This is a genomic window from Rhodopseudomonas pseudopalustris, from assembly GCF_900110435.1.
Lineage (GTDB): Bacteria > Pseudomonadota > Alphaproteobacteria > Rhizobiales > Xanthobacteraceae > Rhodopseudomonas > Rhodopseudomonas pseudopalustris.
In genome coordinates, this window is sequence record NZ_FODT01000011.1 from 115,437 (window position 1) to 136,123 (window position 20,687).

A 20,687-nucleotide genomic window follows, 5' to 3' on the forward strand; every position below is an offset into this window, starting at 1 on the left:
TTCGCGGCCGCGGAGCCGCGCCGTCGCGCGCCTCGACGTCGATGATTGACAAGCCGCCAATTGCTGGCCTTTGTTCGGGCGGTCGCGGTGGAACAGCGGCATTTTGCGCAATTATCGTGACGAGGAATTTGAATGCCGTTTCGCAAATTGCTGATCGCCAATCGGGGCGAGATCGCGATCCGCATCGCGCGCGCCGCCGCCGACGCCGGGCTCGCCACCGTGGCGATTTATCCCGCCGACGATTCCGCGTCGCTGCATCTGCGGATCGCCGACGAGGCGCGGGAGATTCCCGGGCGCGGCGCGCGGGCCTATCTCGACATCGAAGGCGTGATCGCCGCCGCCAAGGCGGCGCATTGCGACGCCCTGCATCCGGGCTACGGCTTTCTCAGCGAGAACGCTGATCTGGCACGGCGCTGCGCCGAAGAAGGCATCACCTTCGTCGGGCCATCGCCGGAGGCGTTGCGATTGTTCGGCGACAAGGTCGCGGCCAAGGAGTTGGCGAAGCGCTGCGGTGTCCCGATCATTGCCGGCACCACGGGGCCTTCGACACTGCAGGACGTCAAGGCGTTCTTCGCATCGCTCGGCGACGCCGCCGCGGTGATGATCAAGGCGATGGCCGGCGGCGGCGGCCGCGGTATGCGCATCGTCGAACGCGCGGACGATCTGGAAGAGGCCTATGCGCGTTGCCAGTCCGAGGCCAAGGCGGCGTTCGGCAGCGACGGGGTCTACGCCGAGCGGCTGATCCGCAATGCCCGGCATATCGAAGTGCAGATCATCGGCGACCGGCATGGCGGCATCAGCCAGCTCTGGGAGCGCGAATGCACGATCCAGCGCCGCAATCAGAAGCTGATCGAGATCGCCCCGAGCCCGTCGCTCAGCGACAGCCTGCGCGGGCGGATCGTCGCGGCCGCGAAGGCGCTCGCGGCGGCGGCGAACTACGACAGCCTCGGCACCTTCGAGTTTCTGGTCGATGGCGAAGCAGGCGAAAGCGACGGCGCGTTCGCCTTCATCGAAGCCAATCCGCGGCTGCAGGTCGAGCACACCGTGACCGAGGAAGTGCTGTCGATCGATCTGGTGCGATCTCAGCTTGCTGTGGCGGGCGGCGCGACGCTGGCCTCGCTCGGCCTCGATCAGGCTGCTGTGCCGCGCCCGCGCGGCTTTGCGATGCAGCTCCGCATCAACATGGAAACAATGGACGAAAGCGGCGCCACCAAACCGACCGGCGGCACGCTGGCGATCTTCGAGCCGCCATCGGGACCGGGCGTGCGCGTCGATACGTTCGGCTATGCCGGCTACAAAACCAGCGCGGCGTTCGACTCTTTGCTCGCCAAGGTGATCGTTCACACCCCGTCGCAATGGCCGGATGTCGTCGCCAAGGCCGCGCGCGCCTTGCGCGAATTCCGGATCGATGGCGTCGGGACTAATATCCCGTTCATCCAGGCGATCCTGGCCCATGCCGACTTCAAGGCCAACCGGGTCAGCACCGGCTTCATCGACCGCAACGTCGCCGAGCTGGTCGGTGCGGCGCAAGGCTTCGCGGGTCCGCTGATCGCCACGCCCGGCGCGACGGCGCACCAAGGCGCTGCATCGGCGAAGATCGACGCGGCGCCGGACGGCGCGGTCGCGATCACCGCGCCGCTGCAGGGGACGGTGGTTGCGATCACGGTCGCGGAAGGTGATGTGGTTCGGCCGGGGCAGCAGCTCGCGGTGCTCGAATCGATGAAGATGGAGCATCTCGTCATCGCCGAGCAGGGCGGCCGCATCCGGCGCATCGTCACCGCCGACGGCGTGACGCTGATGCAGGGCGAGGCGATCCTCTATCTCGAGCCGCAGGACATCGAAGGCGATCAGCTCGCCGAGGAAGACGAGGTCGATCTCGACGAGATTCGTCCGGATCTTGCCGAGATGCTGGCGCGACAGGGCAACACCAGCGACGACAGCCGCCCCGACGCGGTCGAGCGCCGCCGCAAGACCAATCAGCGCACCGCGCGCGAAAACATCGCCCAGCTCGTCGATGACGGCTCGTTCATGGAATATGGCAGCCTGGCGATCGCGGCCCAGCGCCGCCGCCGGTCGCTCGACGACCTGATCAAGAATACGCCGGCCGACGGCCTGATCGCCGGCGTCGCCACCGTCAATGCCGGGCAGTTCGGCGAGCACGGCGCGCGCTGCATGGTGATCGCCTACGACTACACGGTGCTGGCCGGCACCCAGGGCCACATGAACCACAAGAAGATCGACCGGATGCTGACGCTGGTCGAGCAGTGGCGAATCCCGCTGGTGTTCTACGCAGAGGGCGGCGGCGGCCGTCCCGGCGACACCGACCGGCTCGGTCTCACCGGTCTCGACGGCCCGTCCTTCGTGCAGTTCGCCAGGCTTTCGGGTCTGGTGCCGGTGGTCGGCGTGGTCTCCGGCTATTGCTTCGCCGGCAATGCCGCGATGCTCGGCTGCTGCGACGTGATCATCGCCACGCAGAACGCCTCGATCGGCATGGGCGGGCCGGCGATGATCGAGGGCGGCGGGCTCGGCGTGTATCACCCCGCCGAAGTCGGTCCTGTCTCGTTCCAGTCGCCGAACGGCGTGGTCGATATCCTGGTCGAGGACGAGGAGGAGGCGACGCGGGTCGCGCAGAAATATCTGTCCTACTTCCAGGGCGCGGTGTCCGAATGGCGGGCGAGCGATCAGCGGCTGCTGCGGCGTGCGATCCCGGAGAACCGGCTGCGGGTCTACGATATCCGTCACGTCATCGATCTGATCGCCGACGAAGGATCGGTGCTCGAGCTGCGCCGCGATTTCGGCGTCGGGATGATCACCGCCTTCATCCGCATCGAAGGCAAGCCGTTCGGCTTGATCGCCAACAATCCGAAGCATCTCGGCGGCGCGATCGACGCCGACGCCGGCGACAAGGCGGCGCGCTTTCTGCAATTGTGCGACGCCTTCGACATTCCGATCGTGTCGTTGTGCGATACGCCCGGTTTCATGGTCGGGCCGGAGGCGGAGAAGACCGCGATCGTTCGCCATGTCGCGCGGATGTTCGTCACCGGCGCCAGTCTCACCGTGCCGCTGTTCGGCATCGTGCTGCGCAAGGGCTACGGCCTCGGCGCGCAATCGATGCTCGGCGGCGGTTTCCACGCCTCGTTCTTCACCGCGGCCTGGCCGACCGGCGAGTTCGGCGGCATGGGGCTCGAAGGCTATGTCCGTCTCGGCTTCCGCAAGGAGATGGAGGCGATCGCCGATCCGGTCGAGCGCGAGACGTACTACAAGAACAAGGTCGCCGAGATGTATGCCAACGGCAAGGCGGTCTCGATCGCGTCGGTGCTCGAAATCGACAATGTGATCGATCCGGCGGAGACGCGGCGCTGGATCATGGCCGGCCTGCGCTCGGTGCCGACGCCGCCTCAACGCGACGGGCGCAAGCGGCCCTGCATCGACGCCTGGTAGTTGGCCGACGCCTTTCCATGCTTGTCGCAGGCCGATCGTGGTCGGGGCCTGAACCCGTGCCGCGCCTGCACGACGCGCTGACACGCGTCGATGTAAAAGCTCAGTTCGCGTCGTACCGGCCAATGCCGCGGCTGCGCTCGGCGAGTTTCACCATCACCTGCAGCGCCTGATTGGTCGGAGTCGGGATGCCGAGCGCGGCGCCCTTGCGCACGACCGCGCCGTTGAGAAAATCGATTTCGCTCGGCTTGCCGCGGGCGAGATCCTGCGCGGTCGATGATTTCTGGTTCGGCATCGACGCCGGCAGCGCCAACGCCGTCTCCAGCATGTCGTTCGGAATCACCACGCCGCTGGCGCGCGCGACGGCGGCGCATTCGGTGATGACGCTGACGACGACATCGCGGGCGCCCTCAACCTCGAAGATCGGTCCATACGCAATATCGGCGACCGCCGACAGCGCGTTATAGGCGCAGTTCATCAGCAGCTTCGACCACAGCGCCTGATCGATATCGGCGGCGATGGCGGTGGGAATCTTCGCGTCCGTCAGCTCTTCGGCGAGGGCTTCGCTGCGGGGCGAGGCGCCGATCAGCAATTCGCCGCGGCCGTGATGCCGGACATGGCCGGGGCCGGCCATCTCGGTGCCGACATAGACCACCGCCGCGATCACCGGGTGATCGATCGCCGCCGACAGCCGCTGCGCATTGTCGACGCCGTTCTGCAGGCTGAGGATCGCGGTGTCCGGCCGCAGCCGGGGCGCGAGCGCGGCGCCGGCCGCCTCGGTGTCGGCCGACTTGACGCAGAACAGCACCAGATCCGGCGGATCGAGCGATGCCGGATCGGTCGCCGCCCGCAGCGGAATGAAGGTCTTGCCGTTCCGCGTTTCGAGCAGCAGGCCGTCGGCGTTGATCGCGGCGACGTGGTTCGGTCGGCCGATCAACGTGACGTCGTGCCCCGCTTGCGCCAGCAGCGCACCGAAATAGCACCCGACCGCTCCCGCGCCCATCACCGCAACCTTCATATCCCGCTCTCCCTTCGTGTGCTTGATTGCGATCGTTCTGACGCGCTTGGGCTACCGCCGCAACCGCTTTGGCCTCCGGCGCAGGCGACGATTTGCGAAGTGACGGCCGCCAACCAATGCGCAACCAATGCTTCCTATAGTGGTCTGCCGACCAAACCGAGGACCCGTACGTGCATATCGATTTGAACCCGAAACTGGATTTTCGCGACGTTCTGATCCGGCCGAAACGATCGGTGCTGGCGTCGCGGTTCGAAGCCAATATCAGCCGCACGTTCGGCTTCCGTCACTCCAGCCAGGAATGGACCGGCTTTCCGCTGATCGCGTCCAATATGGATACGATCGGGACCCTCGAGATGGCCGATGCGTTCCGGCCGTTCGGCGCGCTGGTCGCGTTACACAAATTCTACGATCCGGACCGGCTGGCGAAGTACCTCGACGGTCACGCCAATCCGAACGTGTTTCTCACCGTCGGCACCGGAGCCAGTGATTGGGATCGCCTCGCCGCCGTCAAGAAGCAGATCAAGGTGCCGATGCTGAACATCGACGTCGCCAACGGCTACACTGAGAACTTCGTGCGCGCGGTATCGAAGCTGCGCGAGGAGAATCCCGACGCCATCATCATGGCCGGCACGGTGGTGACCGCGGAGATGACCGAGGCGCTGGTGATCGCCGGCGCCGATATCGTTCGCGTCGGAATCGGCTCGGGCTCGGTCTGCACTACGCGCGACCTGACCGGCGTCGGTTATCCGCAACTTTCGGCGGTGATCGAATGCGCCGACGCCGCGCACGGGCTGAAAGGTCACGTCTGCTCGGATGGCGGCTGCACCGTTCCGGGTGATATCGCCAAGGCCTATGGCGGCGGCGCGGATTTCGTCATGCTCGGCGGGATGCTCGCCGGCCACGCCGAATGCGGCGGCGAGCTGCGATATGTCGAGGAGGGCGGCAAGCAGGTGCCGAAGAGCATGGTGTTCTACGGCATGTCGTCGGAGACGGCGATGAACAAGTACCACGGCGGCGTCGCCGACTATCGTGCGGCGGAAGGCAAGACCGTCGAGGTGCCGTATCGCGGCGAGGTGCGGGCGACCGTCGAGACAATCGCGGGCGGGCTGCGGTCCGCCATGACCTATATGGGTGCGGAAAACCTCAAGGAAATCCCGAAGCGGACCACCTTCATTCTGGTCAACGCCCAGCGCAACACGGTGTTCGATCGCTAGCTAGCTGGCTCGCGCCGAGGCTTACTTGCCGCGAAAGAGGCTTACTTGCCGCGAAATCGTTCGACGGATTGCTTCAGCGTCGCGGCAATCTCTGCGGTCCGATCGCCGATGCGGAATTCCGGTCCGGCGACCACCACCGACAGCCGCCGCTCGCCGATCGGAAGCGGCACCGCGACGCCGGCGAGGTCGCGGCTGTAGTCGGCGAAACTCTGGCAATAGCCGCGCTCGACCGACTTGCTCAATTCGGCCTCGACCGCGTCGATGCTGATCGGCGTCGAGGGGTTGTACTGTTTGAATTCGATCTTGCGATACAGCGAGTCGCGCTCATCCTGCGAATATTGCAGCAGCAGCGCGCGGCCGCTCGAGGTCGCGTGGATCGGAACGCGGTGCCCGATGTGCGCAAAATAGCGGATCGCCGCGCTGGACTCGATCACGTCGATGAAGACCGCCATCACTCCGGCCGGCGCGGCAATGGCGACGGTTTCGCCGGTTTCGGAAGACAGGCTGGTGATCAGCGCGCGGCTCCAGGCCGGCAGCGGCTCGACCTCGGAGACTTCGCGGGCGAGCACCAGCCAGCGCGGCGTAGGGTAGTAGCCGGCGCGCGGACGCGGCTCGTAGAGATAGCCCTTGTCCGCCAGCGTGGTCAGCAGGTTGAAGGTGGAGGAGCGCGGCCAGCCGAAATGGTCGGCGATCTCCGCCAGCGTCGCGGGTTTCTTCACCCGCGCGAAGTACTCGAGAATCTCCAGCACATTGGCGGCCTGGCGAACGATCATCGGGAGTCCCGCTCCGGGCGGCCGGTCGGCCACCGACTGTTCATGTTCCGAGGATCCTCTGCGCCGCTCTCAGATGCGGCTTGTCAAGCATCTTTCCGTCGAGGCGCAATGTGCCGGCGCCCGGATTCTCCGCAAACGCCGCCACGACCTTCTCGGCCCAGCCGCGCTCAGCCGCGGTCGGCGCGAAGGCGGCGTTGACGATGTCGACGTGCTTGGGGTGGATCAGCGCCTTGCAGGTGAAACCGTCGCGCCGCGCCGCGCGGGTTTCCTGCTCCAGCCCGGCGAGGTTGTCGATGTCGGTGTAGACCGTATCGATCGCGGAGACCTCGGCCGCCGCGGCGCCCATCAGGCACAGATCGCGCGCCAGCCGGTACGGACTATGAAACACGCCGCCGCTGCCGTTCTCGGTCGCGCCGAGCGACGCCGCGAGGTCTTCCGCGCCCCACATCAGCCCGGCGAGCCGCGGCGAACAATCCTTGTAGCTGCCGAGCCCGAAGATCGAGCCGGCGGTCTCGGTGGCGACCACGACGATGCGGGTCGATCCCGGCGTGAGACCCGCCGCCGCCTCGAAGGCGTCGAGCCACAGCGCCACCATCCGGACATCGTCGCCGCCGCGCGATTTCGGCAGCACGATGCCGTCAGGCCGCGCCGGCATCACCGCGGCGAGGTCGCCGAGCGTGCGGCCGGTGTCGAGCGCGTTGACGCGGACGTAGAGCTGCGGCTTGCCGCGCGGCGCGTCCAGCATGGTCCGCGTCATCCCGCGCGCTTCGTCCTTCCGGTCGGCGACGACCGAGTCCTCCAGATCGATGATCAGGGCGTCGGCAGCGCCTTGCGACGCCTTTTCGAATTTGCGCGGGCTGTCGCCCGGCACGAACAGCATCGAGCGCATCAAACCGGCCTTTTGTGCATCAACGCCATGCGGCGACATTGTCCGACGATCTCGTTGTTCTGATTGAGCGCGTGGTGCTCGAATTCGACAATCCCCGCTGTCGGGCGGGATTTCGACGGGCGCATCGACAGCACCTTGGTCGTCGCGCGCAACGTGTCGCCATGGAACACCGGCTTCGGAAAGGTGACGTCGGTCATGCCGAGATTGGCCACGGTGGTGCCGAGGGTCGTATCATACACGGTCATGCCGATCATGATGCCGAGCGTGTACAGGCTGTTGAAAATCCGCTGGCCGAATTCGGTCTGCGCCGCGAAATGCGCGTCGATATGCAGCGGCTGCGGGTTCAGCGTCAGCAGGCTGAACATGGTGTTGTCCATCTCGGTGACGGTGCGGGTCAGCGCGTGCTTGAATTCCTGGCCGACCTCGAAATCCTCGAAGTAAAGTCCCGCCATGGTCGTGGTCTCCCTGTTGTCTTGATCCGTGTCCGAACCGGCGCTCAGCCCGGCAGATGCACCGCCTTGGTCCGGCCGAGGCGCTCGATCTCGTCGGTCGAGAAGCCGGCTTCGCCGAGGATGTCGCGGGCGTGTTCGCCGAGCGTGGGCGCGGGGCCGCCCGCCTGTGGCTGGGTGACGCTCCAGGTCGAGGCCACCTGCGTCTGCCGAATCCGCCCTTCGACCGGATGGTCGAGCGTCTTGAAGAAGCCGACCGCGTCGAGGTGCGGGTCCTCGAGAATCGATTCCATCGTGTGCATCGGCATCACCGGAATGTCGGCGCGTTCCAGCAGTTCGCGCCAATCCGCGGTGGTGCGGGTCAGGAAGATGCCGCCGATCTCTTCGTAGATTTCGTCGATGTGCTGGGTCCGCGCAGCGTGATTGGCGAAGCGCGGCTGCGCCAGAAAGTCGTTTCGGTCGATCGCCTCGAAGAAGCTGCGCCATTGTTTGTCGTTGTAGATCAGCACGCACAGATAGCCGTCGCTGGTCTTGTACGGCTTGCGATAGCGCGACAACAGCCGGGCATAGCCGCCGTGGTCGAGCGGCGGATCGTAGGTCAGGCCGCCGAGATGATCGACCAGGACGAACTCGGCCATCGACTCGAACATCGGAACGTCGATGCGCTGGCCCTGGCCGGTGCGTTGCTGATGCATCAGCCCGCCGAGAGTGGCGTTCACCGCCATCAGTCCGACGATGCGGTCGGCAATGGTGATCGGGACGTAGCGCGGCGTGCCGTCGCCCGCGGCGGCGAGCAGGGTCGGGACGCCGGCGGCGCCCTGGATCAGATCGTCATAGGCCGGCTTCGCCGCATAAGGCCCGTTCTGGCCATAGCCGAACACGCCGACATAGATGATCGACGGGTTGGCGGCGGCGAGCTGCTCATAGCCGAGCCCGAGGCGCGCCATCGCCTGGGGCCGCACGTTGTAGATCACGACGTTGGCTGTCGCGGCGAGCCGCAGCAGGGTTGCGCGACCCTCGTCCTGCTTCAGGTCGATGACGATGCTGCGCTTGCCGCGATTGGTGTTGAGAAACATGCCGCCCATGCCCGGCGTCCGGCCCGGGCCGATATGGCGGACGATGTCGCCGTCCGGGCTTTCGACCTTGATGACGTTGGCGCCCATGTCCGCGAGGGTCTGGGTCGCATAGGGCCCCATCAGCACGGAGGTGAGGTCGAGAATCGTCACGCCGGAAAGCGGGCCCACGAGCGTCCCCCCTATAATTCACATACGTGCAGCTAGAATTCACAAATTCCTAGACGTCAATCGCATTGGCGCTGCATTGGGTGCATGGCCGTATGATCTGTTCACAATCTTGACAGATAAATTCACCCATATGTACGTTTGCGACAACAACAGAAAAACGGCTGTCCACGGCAGCCGAAGGGGAGGATCGAAGATGCGAAGAATCCTGGGTCTGTCAGTGGCGTTGTCGCTGCCGGTCACGATGGCGCTGACGTCAGCGCAGGCGCTCGAGTTGAAGGTCGCCGATTCGTTTCCGGCCGGGCACTATCTGGTGCGGCTGATGCTGAAGCCGTGGATGGACGACGTCACCAAGCGGACCAACGGCGCGGTCACCTTCAGCTATTATCCCAATCAGCAGATGGGCAAGGCCACGGACCTGCTGCGTCTCACCCAGTCGGGTGTCGTCGATATCGGCTACATCGCGCCGTCCTATGCGTCCGACAAGATGCCGCTGTCGGAAGTGGCGCAGCTCCCGGAATCGTTCTCGACGAGCTGCCAGGGCACGATCGCTTATTGGAAAAGCGCCCGGGAGGGTTTGCTCGCCCAGAAGGAATACGCGCCGAACAAGATCAAGCTGCTGATGGCCGTGGTGTTGCCGCCGTATCAGGTGTTCACGGTGAAGAACAAGATCGAATCCATCAGTGACATTCAGGGCCTGAAGCTGCGGACCACCGGCGGCGCGCAGGACTTGACGCTGCGCGCGCTCGGCGCGGTGCCGGTCCGGATGTCGGCGCCGGACGCCTATGAATCGCTGGCGCGCGGCACGATGGACGGCGTGCTGTTTCCAGCCGACAGCATTCCCTCCTACGGGCTCGACAAGCTGGTGAAGCACGCCACCGATGGCGTCAGCTTCGGGTCGTTCATTGTGGCTTATTCGATCAGCCAGGCGGCGTGGAACAAGCTGCCGGCCGACGTCAAGGCCGCGATGGACGAGGCCTCCGAAGCGATCGAGCCGAAGGTCTGCGCCGACGTCGACAAGGAGCAGGCGCAGACCCGAAAGCAATTGAACGACGCCGGCGTCGCCTACGATCCGATTCCGGACGCGACCAAAGCTCAGATGAAAGACAGGCTGAAGGGCGTCAGCGCGGAGTGGGCGGCCGCGATCGACGCGCGCGGCAAGCCGGCGTCCGAGGCGCTCAAGGAGTTCGAGAGTCTGCTGGCCGCGAGCGCGAACAAGTAACCGGCGCTCTCGTCGGGGCGGGGAGGAATCAACGTGATCAAGCGGGCAGGCGCTATTCTCGCCGCGATCGAACGTGCTTTGACGGTCGTCGCGGTCGTGTTCCTCTTTGTGATCATGGTGCTCGTGGTCGCGGACGTATTCATGCGCTACGCGCTGAATCGCCCGTTCTCCTTCACCTACGATCTGATCGGCCTGTATCTGATGGCCGGCGTGTTCTTCCTGACGCTATCGGACGCGTTGCGCGAGCACGTCCATGTCGGAGTCGACATTCTGGTGCCGCGCTTTTCGCCGGCGGGCCGGAGACTGGCGGAGATTGTCACGGCATTCACCGGGCTGTTCGTGTTCGTCCTGCTCTGCAAGGTCGGCTTCGACCGCGCGGTCGAGAATTTCGAACAGAAAGACGTGCTCGCCGGCGCCATTCCCTGGCCGACCTGGATTTCCGCGGCGCTGGTGCCGCTCGGCTGCGGCGTGTTGGTGCTGCGGCTGGTGCTGCAGCTGGTCGGCCACGCGCTTAGTCTGGTGACCGGCCGCAATCTCTATCCGCTGCCGCCCCTCGTCGGGGTCGGCGAAGTCAAATCCTACGAATAGCGGCGCGAGCATCATGACAACTCTTATTGTTCTCGGCCTGCTGTTCGCCCTACTGGCGGTCGGCACCCCGGTCGGATTCGCCATGGCGTTCTCCGGCTCGATCGGCCTGCTGATGGTCGGCGGTCCCGGCACGCTGTTCGGCATTCTGGAGACCGCGCCGCTGTCGACGGTGTCGTCCTATGAACTGATCACCATTCCGATGTTCCTGCTGATGGCCGAATTGGTGCTGCTCTCGGGCGTCGCCGACGCCCTGTTCAAGACGGCGTCCGCGTGGGTCGGTCGGATTCCTGGCGGCCTCGGCATGGCGACCGCGCTCGCCGGCGCCGGCTTCGGCGCGATCTGCGGCACCAGCACCGCCTCCGCCGCGACGCTGTCGTCGACCAGCCTGCCGGCGATGATCCGGCAGGGCTATGAGCCGAAAATGGCGGCCGGCGTGGTGGCGATTTCGGGCACGCTGGCGATGCTGATCCCGCCGAGCGTCGCGCTGGTGATTTTCGGCCTGCTCGCCGAGGTCAATATCGGTCAGTTGCTGATCGGCGGCATCATCCCGGCGGCGCTGGTCACCGCCACGATCATGGCCACGATCTATGTTCTGGTCTGGCTGGACCCGTCGCGGGCGCCGCGCGTCGAGGCGGTGCCATGGCGTGAGCGGTTCGCACTGCTGTGGCAGATCGGCCCGATGGTCGCGCTGTTCACGCTCGTGACCGGCACGATCTATCTCGGCGTTGCGACTCCGACCGAAGCCTCTGCGCTCGGCGCCGCCGGCGCGCTGGTGCTCGCGATATCGAAGCGCAAGGTCACGGTCGCTTCGCTGTACAAGGCGCTGCTCAGCGCGAGCTACGGCACCTGTATGATCGTCACGATTCTGGTCGGCGCCTCGGTCTTCGGCTACTTCTTCACGCTCACCCATGTCACCCAGGACCTGGTGGCCTGGGTCGGATCGCTGGAAACGTCGCGCTGGGTGATCATCACGCTGATCCTGTGCGGCTATATCGTGCTCGGCTCGTTCATGGACCAGATCGCGATCCTGGTTCTGACGGTGCCGATCGTGCTGCCGCTGATCAAGACGCTGGGCTTCGATCCGATCTGGTTCGGCGTGATCAAGATCGTCACCGCGGAGGTCGGCATGATCACGCCGCCGGTCGGGTTGAACTGCTTCATCGTCGCGCGCTACGCCAAACGGCCGGTCTCCGAGGTGTTCCACGGAACATTCCCGCACTTCATCGCGCATCTGATCGCGATCGCGATCATGGTCGCATTCCCGAGCATCATCCTGTGGCTGCCATCGCAGATGGCGAACTGACGGTCGCGCCGCTTTCGCGATAGGATGATCGAGACCCAAGGACAAGAAAAGAGCCCGCCATGGACTTCGCATTGACCGACCAGCAGGAAGCCATTCGCGACGCGATCGCCAGGATCTGCGAGGGATTCGACGACGCTTACTGGCTGAGGAAGGATCGCGAGGGCGGCTTCCCCCACGACTTCCACAAGGCGCTCGCCGACGCCGGATGGCTCGGGATCTGCGTGCCGGAGGACTATGGCGGCTCCGGGCTCGGGATCACCGAAGCTGCGATCATGATGCGAACCATCTCGGAATCCGGCGCCGGCATGTCGGGCGCTTCCGCCGTGCACATCAACGTCTTCGGCCTCAACCCTGTGGTGGTGTTCGGCACCGAGGAACAACGCAAGCGGATGTTGCCGCCGATGGTCGAGGGCCGCGAGAAGGCGTGCTTCGCGGTGACCGAGCCGAACACCGGACTCAACACGACGCAGCTCAAGACCCGCGCGGTGCGCAACGGCGATCGCTACATCGTCAACGGTCAGAAGGTCTGGATCTCGACCGCGCAAGTCGCGCACAAGATCCTGCTGCTGGCGCGCACCACTCCGCTGGAGGAGGTGAAATCGCCGACCCACGGGCTGAGCCTGTTCTACACCGACTTCGATCGCACCAAGATCCAGGTGCACGAGATCGAGAAGATGGGCCGCAAGATCGTCGACTCCAACGAATTGTTCTTCGAGGATTTCGAGATTCCGCTCGAGGATCGCATCGGCGAGGAGGGCCGCGGCTTTCAGTACATCCTCGAGGGGATGAATCCGGAGCGCATTCTGATCGCCGCGGAGGCGGTCGGTCTCGGCAAGCTGGCGTTGTCGCGCGCCTCGGAATACGCCAAGACCCGGATCGTGTTCAATCGTCCGATCGGCCAGAACCAGGCGATCCAGCATCCGCTCGCGAAAAACTGGGTCGAGCTTGAAGCGGCGTGGTTGATGGTGATGTCGGCGGCGTGGCAATACGACAAGGGAATGCCGTGCGCCGCCGCCGCCAACGCTGCGAAGTATCTCGCCGGCGAGGCGGGCTTCCAGGCCTGCGAGCAGGCGGTGATGACCCATGGCGGCTTTGGTTACGCCAAGGAGTATCACGTCGAGCGCTATCTTCGCGAAGTGCTGATTCCGCGGATCGCGCCGGTCAGCCCGCAGCTCGCGCTCAGCTTCATCGCCGAGAAGGTGCTCGGCCTCGCGAAATCCTATTGATCGCCGCTCGCCGGCGCGACGGCAGCCGATGCCCGTAGCGACCTCAGCGATCGACTTCGCCGGCCTGATCCGGGCGGGCGACCTCGTGGTCTGCGGGCAGGCGACTGCGGAACCGCGGACGCTGACCGAGGCGCTGGCCGAACAGTCGTTCGGCCTGCCGCCGTTCCGCCTGATGGTCGGGCCGGTGTTCTCGGACACGTTCAACCGCGCGGACACTTCGAACATTTCGTTCCTGAGCTACGGCGTGATCGGCCACGCGCGCAAGCTCGCGCGCGCCGGCCGGCTCGACGTGGTGCCGAGCAATTACTCCGCCTTCTGCGCCGACTTCGCGTCGGGGCGACATCGTGCCGACGTCGTGCTGGTGCAGCTCGCTGTGTCGGCCGACGGCCGCCTGAGCGCGAGCCTGTCCAGGGACTACGTCATCGATGCGGCGCGGCGGGCGCGGCTGGTGATCGCCGAGATCAATCCCGATGCGCCCTTCACCTGCGGCGCCGAGTGGCCGGACGATGTCCCGATCCATCTCCGCATCGCCGCGCGCCATCCGCCGCTCGAATTGCCGTCGGATGCGCCGGACGAGGTCTCGCGTCGGATCGCGGCGAATACGGCGGCGCTGATCGCCGACGGCAGCACGCTGCAATTCGGCGTCGGCAAGATCCCGGACGCGATCCTGTCGTCGCTGACCCACGCGCGGCATCTCGGCATCCACTCCGGACTGATCAACGACGCCGTGGTCGAACTGATCGAGCGCGGCGTCGTTACCAATGCCTGCAAGGGAATCGATCCGGGCATCACGGTGACCAATCAGTTGATCGGCACGCAGCGGCTGTATCGCTTCGCGGATCGCAACAAGGCGGTGGCGATGCATCCGGCGTCCTACACCCATGATCACGGCGTGCTGTCCCGGATCAACCGGCTGGTCGCGATCAATTCGGCGCTGCAGGTCGGCGTCGACGGCAGTGTCAACGCCGAGACCCTCAACGGCGTCGCGATCGGCGCGATCGGGGGCCAGCTCGATTTCGTCCGCGGCGCCAACGCCTCGCCGGGTGGGCGGGCGATCATCGCGCTGCCGGCGGTGGCGCCCGACGGCAGCAGCCGCATCGTCGCATCGGTCGAGACCGTGACGACGCCGCGCGCCGACGTCGACGCCATCGTCACCGAATGGGGCGTCGCCGAGCTGCGCGGCTGCAGCCTGAGCGAACGCGCGCGCCGGATGATCGCGATCGCGGCGCCGCAGCATCGCGACCGGCTCACGCACCAATCGAAGCCGATGACATGATCGGTGGCGCGCGATCGCCTGCGGGGCGTGGCGCGCGACGAAACGATTACCGTGAGGCGCGCGACCTCTCTACCCGATGGGCCTCCGAGGCGATTTGATGCCCGGCAGCTTGCCTGTGCGCCTGAGGTCAGGCCAACGACTGGACCGTCGGGCAATTCAGCCCGGATGCGTGGGCCGCTACTGATAGGCCGCGACGATGTCAGAGACGGCGCGTTCGAGCTGCTTGGCGGTCGCGCATTGCCGGACGACGGTGCAGAACGGGGCGTAGCGGAACATTTCGGAATCACCCCAGCCCCAGCCCATGCGGCCCTCGGGGTTGAGCCAGACCACGCGTTTGGCGCGCTCGGAGATCGTGCGCAGGATGTCGGTCCGCGGATCGAGCTTGTTGGTGCGCGCATCGCCGAGGACGATCACGGTGGTCTTCGGCGTCACGGCACGCAGCCAGCGCTTCTCGAAATCCGCGAATGAGTTGCCGTAGTCGGACGATCCGAAACCGACTTTCGTCATGATCTCGCGCATCGCCGCTTCCGGCTCCTGCTTGTCGAGAATGTCGCTGACCTCGATCAGATGGCCGGAGAACGCGAACGAGCGGACATCGTCGACCACCTCGTGCAGGCTGTGGATCAGCAACAGGAAGAAGTCGGAGACCTGCGCCACCGAACCCGAGACGTCGCACAGCGCGACGATCTTCGGCCGGTCGCGATGGCGACGCTTCCATGCGGTGAGAAACGGGATGCCGCCCCAGGCGGCGTTGCGGCGCATCGTGCGGCGGACGTCGAGATGGCCGCGACGCTGGCGTTTGCGCGGCTTGCTGTAGCGCTCGCGCAGCCGCCGCGCGATGGCGCGGATCAGTAGCTTCATCTGATCGACCTGCCGCCGCTCCAGCCGCGCCAGCGGTGCGTTGCGCAGGATTTCGTGGCGCAGATTTTCGGTTTCCTCGCGGCCGTACAGCAGCAGCGCCTGCGACACCCGCTCGCGCACGGCGTCACGCAGGCCGTCGAGCAGGTTCGCGAGCCGCTCGGCCTCGGCCGGATTGGCGGTCTTGAGCTGATCGAGATCGTCGCGCAGCCGGCCGACGCCGAGCGCTTCCATCATCCGGCTCTGAAACAGCCCGCGCTGGGTGAAGTAACGGATCGCCGACAGCTCGGCCGCATTGGCTGCGCCCGCCAGCGCCGCTGCGACCGCGCTGCGATCCTGCGCCAGCAGCATCTGCGCGAGTTCGCCGAGCTCGGCGGTCTCGCCGCCGCCGTCCTGCGGCGCGCCGCCGGCGCTGGCCGGCGACGTCGCGTCGGATGAGTCACCGGGAGCGGTCGCGTCGTCCCCCGACGCATCGTCCATCTCGGATTTCGGCTCGGGATGGCTGAAGAACAGATCGAAGCAATCGCCGAGCGCCTGCTTTTCGTCCTGGCTCTTGGCCAGCGTCAGCAGCAGCGTATCGCGCAGCACGCCGCGGTCGGCGAAGCCGACATCGGCCACCGCGCGCATCGCGTCGATGCTCTCGGCCGGCGAGACGCGCACGCCGGCGCCGCGCGCCGCCCGGAAGAAGCGATGCAGCTCCTCGCGCATCAGCCGAACATGCCCGCGCGCCCGGACTTGGCGACAAAACCGGCGACCTGCGGCATCGTGGTTTCGATATCGGCCTCGTATTTCAGCAGGACGTTGAGCGTGTCCTTGACCGTTTCGTGGTCGAGCTCGGTCGATTGCAGCAGCACCAGCACGCGCGCCCAGTCGATCGTCTCGCTGACCGACGGCAGTTTCTTCAGGTCCAGCGCGCGGACCTGATTGATGAAGCCGACGAGCTGCGCGCGCAGCGCCTGCGATGCGCCGGGCACCCGGCTTTCGACGATGCGCTCTTCGAGCTTCTGCTCCGGGAAGCCGATGTGCAGGTGCAGGCAACGGCGCTTCAGCGCGTCCGACAGGTCGCGCTCGCCGTTCGACGTCAGCAGCACGAACGGCTTCACCACCGCGCTGATGGTGCCGAGTTCGGGAATCGACACTTGATAGTCCGACAGGATTTCGAGCAGCAGCGATTCGAATTCGGCGTCCGACTTGTCGATCTCGTCGACCAGCAGCACGCAACCCTCGGGCTGCTCGAGCGCCTGCAGCAGCGGACGCGGTTCGACGAATTCCTTGGAGAAGAACACGTCGCCGAAATCGTGAAGCCGGTCGAGCGCGACCGCCAGCGTGTCCGCGCCGCCCAGCACTTCGCCGAGCTTGTCCTTCAGGATCTGGGTGTAGAGCAGCTGCTTGGCGTACTTCCATTCGTACAGCGCCTTGGCCTCGTCGAGCCCCTCGTAGCACTGCATCCGGATCATCCGCAGGCCGCGCCATTTCGCCAGAGCCTTGGCGAGTTCGGTCTTGCCGACGCCTGCCGGGCCTTCGACCAGGATCGGCTTCTCGATCCGCTCGGCGAGATAGACCGCCGTTGCGATCTGTCGGCTGGCGATGTAGCCGACCGATGCGAGGCCCGCCGTGACGGCGTCGATGGATTCGATCGGCAATTGTGCGTTCATTCTTGTCGTTCGCTCCAGAGAGATTGGCCGAGAGTCATCTGTCGCTGCTTGCGCGGTTCGCGCGCGACATTGGCGAGGACGTCGAACGCCGCCAGCGCGCGCGTGGTCGCGTCGTCGGGCGGGAGAGATGCGAGCATCGCGCGAATCTCGTCGACAATAGTCCGCGCGAGCGCGCGAATCCCGATCAGCCGCGCCGGCTCCCGAGGTCCTTTGCCGTCGAGCGCCTGCACCGCATAGTGGCTCGCGGCGTCGATCAGCGCGACCAGCCCCTCGAGGCGGCCGAGCTGCAGCGCATTGTCGTCGGTTCGTTCGATCCGCGCCGCGGCGTTGCGCACCAGCCAGGCAAGGAAGCCCGCGGTGGTCGCGGTGCCGACGGTGTCCTCGATGTCGCGAAACGGCAGCGCCATCGCCGGATAGGCGTCGGCGTCGCCGCCGATCCGCGCCGACGCCGGCACGACGCAGTCGTCGAGCGCGAGTTCACAATGCGAGGCCGGCGCGAGCACATCGAGCGACGGCATCGGCGTGATCGTCAGCCCTGCCGTATCGCGTGGCACGGCGAATAGTCCGTAGCGCTTGCGGCCGTCCTCGATCGCGACGATCGCCAGCACCAGAAAGACGTCGGCGACCGGTCCGTTGGTGATCCACGCTTTGCGGCCACGCAGTACGAAGCCGCCGTCGCGCGGCTCGGCCTTTGTTTGCAGATGCTTTGGATGCGCGCCGGCGCCGGGTTCGGAAATCGCGACCGCGGCCCAGCATGTGCCGGCGACGATGCGCGGCAACAGATCGCTGCGTTGGGCGTCGTCGGCAAAGCCGGCAACAAAGAACCGTGCGATCAGCTGGCGTCCGGCAAAGGCGGTCGCCAGACCAAGCTCGCCGGTCGCGGCGGCGATCGCTTGTTCGGCGATGGCGATGGCCGAGAAACTGTCGAGCGCTGCGCCGCCGCCCGGCAGACCGATCTGAAACAATCCGGCGCGCTGAAACGCGCCGAACGGATCACGCCGACGCTCAGCAGTATCGATTGCCCGCCATCGTTGGATAAGTGCAGCGACGGCCGCGCTGGTATCCTGCAGCATGAAGTGGACCGGACCTGATTGTTCAGAAGCGATATCTCCCTCGCTGTCTAGAATAACCGGGCGGCGGTCGCGAGCGGATTCTTCCATTCCGTTCAACGGAATGAAGGACGGCGGTTTTCGGAAATGATCATGCTCGACCAAGAACCTGGAGCGGGATGACGATTCGAAGATAAATCATCCCGCTCCAGAAAGTCGGGGAGTAATGTCGTTGGTCTACACCGCGTGAACGCTTGCCTCGCGTTCCCAGAAGCGCAGCTTGGCACAGAGCTTCAGGAAGCGTTCGGCATCGGCCGGCTTGCTCAAGGCGAGGAAGCCGTCATCGGGTTTGACGCCGGCCTTGTCGAGCAGCGGCTGCGCAGCTTCGGTATAGGCGATGAATTTGGCGTGGGCGAAGGCATCGGCAACGAAGTCGCGGGCGGTCGCCTCGCCGAGCAGCATCTCAGTGCCTTCGTCGGAGACGAGAATTGCCACCGCATCGTACAGCACCGATGGTCCGCCATTGATCTTCTGTTTGGCGGGCAGCAGCTCTCCATCGGACGTTTCGAAGCCGCCGACCTTCGGTGCGACCAGCTCCACCAGAACGCCATGCTTGCCGGCTGCGGCCTGCAGCGCCGCCAGCAGTTTGGCGTCGGCGCCGTCGCTGACTAGGATGCCGATCTTGCGGCCTGAAAAATCCTTGGGTCCATTTTTCAGGATGCTGAGTGCAGGCGAGGGATCGAGGTCGGTCATCACGGCGCGCGCCGGCTCGGCGGCGGCCGGCAGCTCCATTCCGAGGCCGTCGGCGACTTTCCCGGCCAGATCCTCATCGACATTGACCAGATGCGAAACAACGCGCGCTCGGATATCGGGCCTCTCCACCTTGCTCAGCTCGAAGGTGAACGCGTCCTTGATATGGGTCTGCTCGATCTCGGTCTGGCTGATGTAAAACTGCCGGGCCTGACTGTAGTGATCGGCGAACAATTCGCCGCGTGCACGCCGCCGCTCGCCTGCTTCTTCTGCGGGGAAAGTCTGGAATCCTTTCGGCGTCTCGCGCGGTCCGCCCGCGGGGCCCCATGAGTTCGGCTCGTAATTGGCGCGGCCCTTGGGATTGTTCAGCGTCATGTGCCCGTCCTGTTGGAACGTGTGGAACGGGCATTTCGGCGCGTTGATCGGCAGATCGTTGAAGTTCGGACTCCCGAGCCGCTTCAGCTGGGTGTCGAGATAGGAAAAATTGCGACCCTGCAGAAGCGGGTCATTGGTGAAGTCGACGCCGGGCACGATGTTGCCGGTCTGGAAGGCGACCTGCTCGGTCTCGTTGAAGAAGTTATCGACGGTCCGGTCCAGCACCAGCCGGCCGACCCGGCGGATCGGCACGCGCTCTTCCGGAATGATTTTCGTCGCATCGAGAATGTCGAATTCGAATTCATCGGCGAAGGCGTCGTCGAATAATTGCAGGCCGAGCTCCCATTCCGGATAGTCGCCGGCCTGGATCGCGTCCCACAGATCGCGGCGATGAAAATCCGGATCGGCGCCGTTCAGCTTCACCGCCTCGTTCCACGCGACCGACTGCATCCCGAGCTTCGGCTTCCAGTGAAATTTGACGTAGGTCGATTTGCCTTCGGCGTTGATCAGCCGGAAGGTGTGGACGCCGAACCCTTCCATGAAACGGAACGAACGTGGAATGGTGCGATCGGACATGATCCACAGCGCCATGTTGATCGATTCCGGCATCAGCGAAATAAAGTCCCAGAAATTGTCGTGCGCGGTCTGCGCCTGCGGAAAGCCGCGGTCGGGCTCCTGCTTGGCGGCATGGATCAGGTCCGGAAACTTGATCGCGTCCTGAATGAAGAACACCGGGATGTTGTTGCCGACGATGTCCCAATTGCCTTCCTGGGTGTACAGCTTGACCGCAAAGCCGCGGACATCGCGCGCGAGATCCGCCGAGCCTTTGTTGCCGGCGACCGTCGAGAAACGCACGAAGGCCGGGGTCTTTTCCCCGGCGCGCTGGAAAATGTCCGCCCGGGTGATGTCCGCGAGTGACTCGTAGGTTTCGAAAAAGCCGTGCGCGCCGAAGCCGCGGGCATGCACCACCCGCTCCGGAATGCGTTCGTGGTCGAAGTGGAAGATCTTCTCGCGGAAATGGAAGTCTTCCATCAGTGTCGGCCCGCGCGTGCCGATCTTCAGGCTGTTCTGGTCGTCGCTGACAGGAACGCCTTGCCGCGTGGTGAGCACCGGCGTTTTCCCGGTCGCGATCTGATGGGTCTCGCCGCCCTGGCCGCGCTGAATGCTCGCATCCGCGATCGTCGCGGATGTGGTTTCGGAACTCTCGGGAGCCGAACTCTTGCTAACCGGATTCTTGGGTGACATGGAACCTCGCGGACGGCCGGATATTTGGCGCGTGACATGAACGACGGGCGAACGACCGCATGCGGTCGGGCGTTGCATGTGAAACGAGATGCTGGTCGCCACCGCGCGGACGCGCGGT

At 65.5% G+C, this 20,687-nt stretch carries 16 protein-coding genes; 7 read left to right on the forward strand and 9 right to left on the reverse strand.

Annotation, left to right across the window (positions count from 1 at the left end):
* Nucleotides 1-132: 132 nt before the first annotated feature.
* On the forward strand, nt 133-3,441 hold the full coding sequence (locus tag BMY71_RS19550) for a carboxyl transferase domain-containing protein (protein ID WP_092685831.1): 3,309 nt from the start codon (nt 133-135) through the stop codon (nt 3,439-3,441).
* Between the two features lie 100 nt (nt 3,442-3,541).
* Here the strand turns inward: BMY71_RS19550 and BMY71_RS19555 are convergent, their stop codons facing one another.
* Entirely contained in the window at nt 3,542-4,456 is a 915-nt protein-coding gene (locus tag BMY71_RS19555) for a ketopantoate reductase family protein (protein ID WP_092685832.1), read from the reverse strand.
* Nucleotides 4,457-4,626: 170 nt separating this feature from the next.
* Here BMY71_RS19555 and BMY71_RS19560 point away from each other — a divergent pair, with 170 nt between their 5' ends.
* A complete protein-coding gene (locus BMY71_RS19560) occupies nt 4,627-5,670 on the forward strand; it encodes a GMP reductase (RefSeq protein ID WP_092685833.1) in 1,044 nt (347 codons plus the stop codon).
* 41 nt (nt 5,671-5,711) lie between these two features.
* Here the strand turns inward: BMY71_RS19560 and BMY71_RS19565 are convergent, their stop codons facing one another.
* From BMY71_RS19565 to BMY71_RS19580, 4 genes are read right to left on the reverse strand one after another with little or no spacing between them, the layout of a single operon-like run.
* Nucleotides 5,712-6,443, reverse strand: coding sequence for an IclR family transcriptional regulator (locus BMY71_RS19565; RefSeq protein WP_092685834.1), 732 nt, complete (start codon nt 6,441-6,443; stop codon nt 5,712-5,714).
* A 40-nt stretch (nt 6,444-6,483) separates the two neighbouring features.
* A complete protein-coding gene (locus BMY71_RS19570) occupies nt 6,484-7,332 on the reverse strand; it encodes an HpcH/HpaI aldolase/citrate lyase family protein (protein ID WP_175557728.1) in 849 nt (282 codons plus the stop codon).
* Nucleotides 7,332-7,832 carry a MaoC family dehydratase gene (locus BMY71_RS19575; protein WP_347336031.1) on the reverse strand — a complete coding sequence of 167 codons (501 nt, stop codon included), beginning with the start codon at nt 7,830-7,832 and terminating at the stop codon, nt 7,332-7,334. Before BMY71_RS19575 ends, BMY71_RS19570 begins: the two co-directional genes overlap by 1 nt.
* Nucleotides 7,829-9,025, reverse strand: a complete 1,197-nt coding sequence (locus BMY71_RS19580) for a CaiB/BaiF CoA transferase family protein (protein WP_092685836.1) — start codon at nt 9,023-9,025, stop codon at nt 7,829-7,831. The genes BMY71_RS19575 and BMY71_RS19580 overlap by 4 nt, the downstream gene beginning before the upstream one ends.
* A 193-nt stretch (nt 9,026-9,218) precedes the next feature.
* Here BMY71_RS19580 and BMY71_RS19585 point away from each other — a divergent pair, with 193 nt between their 5' ends.
* From BMY71_RS19585 to BMY71_RS19605, 5 genes are read left to right on the forward strand one after another with little or no spacing between them, the layout of a single operon-like run.
* Complete coding sequence (locus tag BMY71_RS19585) at nt 9,219-10,244, forward strand: TRAP transporter substrate-binding protein (RefSeq protein WP_092685837.1); 1,026 nt, start codon at nt 9,219-9,221, stop codon at nt 10,242-10,244.
* A gap of 33 nt (nt 10,245-10,277) precedes the next feature.
* Nucleotides 10,278-10,832, forward strand: coding sequence for a TRAP transporter small permease (locus BMY71_RS19590; RefSeq protein WP_092685838.1), 555 nt, complete (start codon nt 10,278-10,280; stop codon nt 10,830-10,832).
* 13 nt (nt 10,833-10,845) lie between these two features.
* The gene (locus BMY71_RS19595; protein ID WP_092685839.1) at nt 10,846-12,135 is read left to right on the forward strand and encodes a TRAP transporter large permease; all 1,290 of its coding nucleotides are present in this window, start codon (nt 10,846-10,848) and stop codon (nt 12,133-12,135) included.
* A gap of 59 nt (nt 12,136-12,194) precedes the next feature.
* Nucleotides 12,195-13,361, forward strand: a complete 1,167-nt coding sequence (locus BMY71_RS19600) for an acyl-CoA dehydrogenase family protein (protein WP_092685840.1) — start codon at nt 12,195-12,197, stop codon at nt 13,359-13,361.
* 28 nt (nt 13,362-13,389) lie between these two features.
* On the forward strand, nt 13,390-14,637 hold the full coding sequence (locus tag BMY71_RS19605) for an acetyl-CoA hydrolase/transferase family protein (RefSeq protein WP_092685841.1): 1,248 nt from the start codon (nt 13,390-13,392) through the stop codon (nt 14,635-14,637).
* A gap of 177 nt (nt 14,638-14,814) precedes the next feature.
* Here BMY71_RS19605 and BMY71_RS19610 read toward each other — a convergent pair whose 3' ends face one another.
* From BMY71_RS19610 to katE, 4 genes are all read right to left on the reverse strand, one after another.
* Nucleotides 14,815-16,203 (reverse strand): vWA domain-containing protein, encoded by a 1,389-nt coding sequence (locus BMY71_RS19610; RefSeq protein ID WP_092685842.1) that lies wholly within the window; start codon nt 16,201-16,203, stop codon nt 14,815-14,817.
* Nucleotides 16,203-17,150 (reverse strand): AAA family ATPase, encoded by a 948-nt coding sequence (locus BMY71_RS19615; RefSeq protein WP_092685843.1) that lies wholly within the window; start codon nt 17,148-17,150, stop codon nt 16,203-16,205. Before BMY71_RS19615 ends, BMY71_RS19610 begins: the two co-directional genes overlap by 1 nt.
* The gene (locus tag BMY71_RS19620; RefSeq protein WP_092685844.1) at nt 17,147-18,223 is read right to left on the reverse strand and encodes an acyl-CoA dehydrogenase family protein; all 1,077 of its coding nucleotides are present in this window, start codon (nt 18,221-18,223) and stop codon (nt 17,147-17,149) included. The genes BMY71_RS19615 and BMY71_RS19620 overlap by 4 nt, the downstream gene beginning before the upstream one ends.
* Nucleotides 18,224-18,436: 213 nt before the next feature.
* Nucleotides 18,437-20,569: a catalase gene (gene katE / locus BMY71_RS19625; protein WP_092685845.1), complete on the reverse strand. Its 2,133-nt coding sequence runs from the start codon at nt 20,567-20,569 to the stop codon at nt 18,437-18,439.
* Nucleotides 20,570-20,687 lie beyond the last annotated feature (118 nt).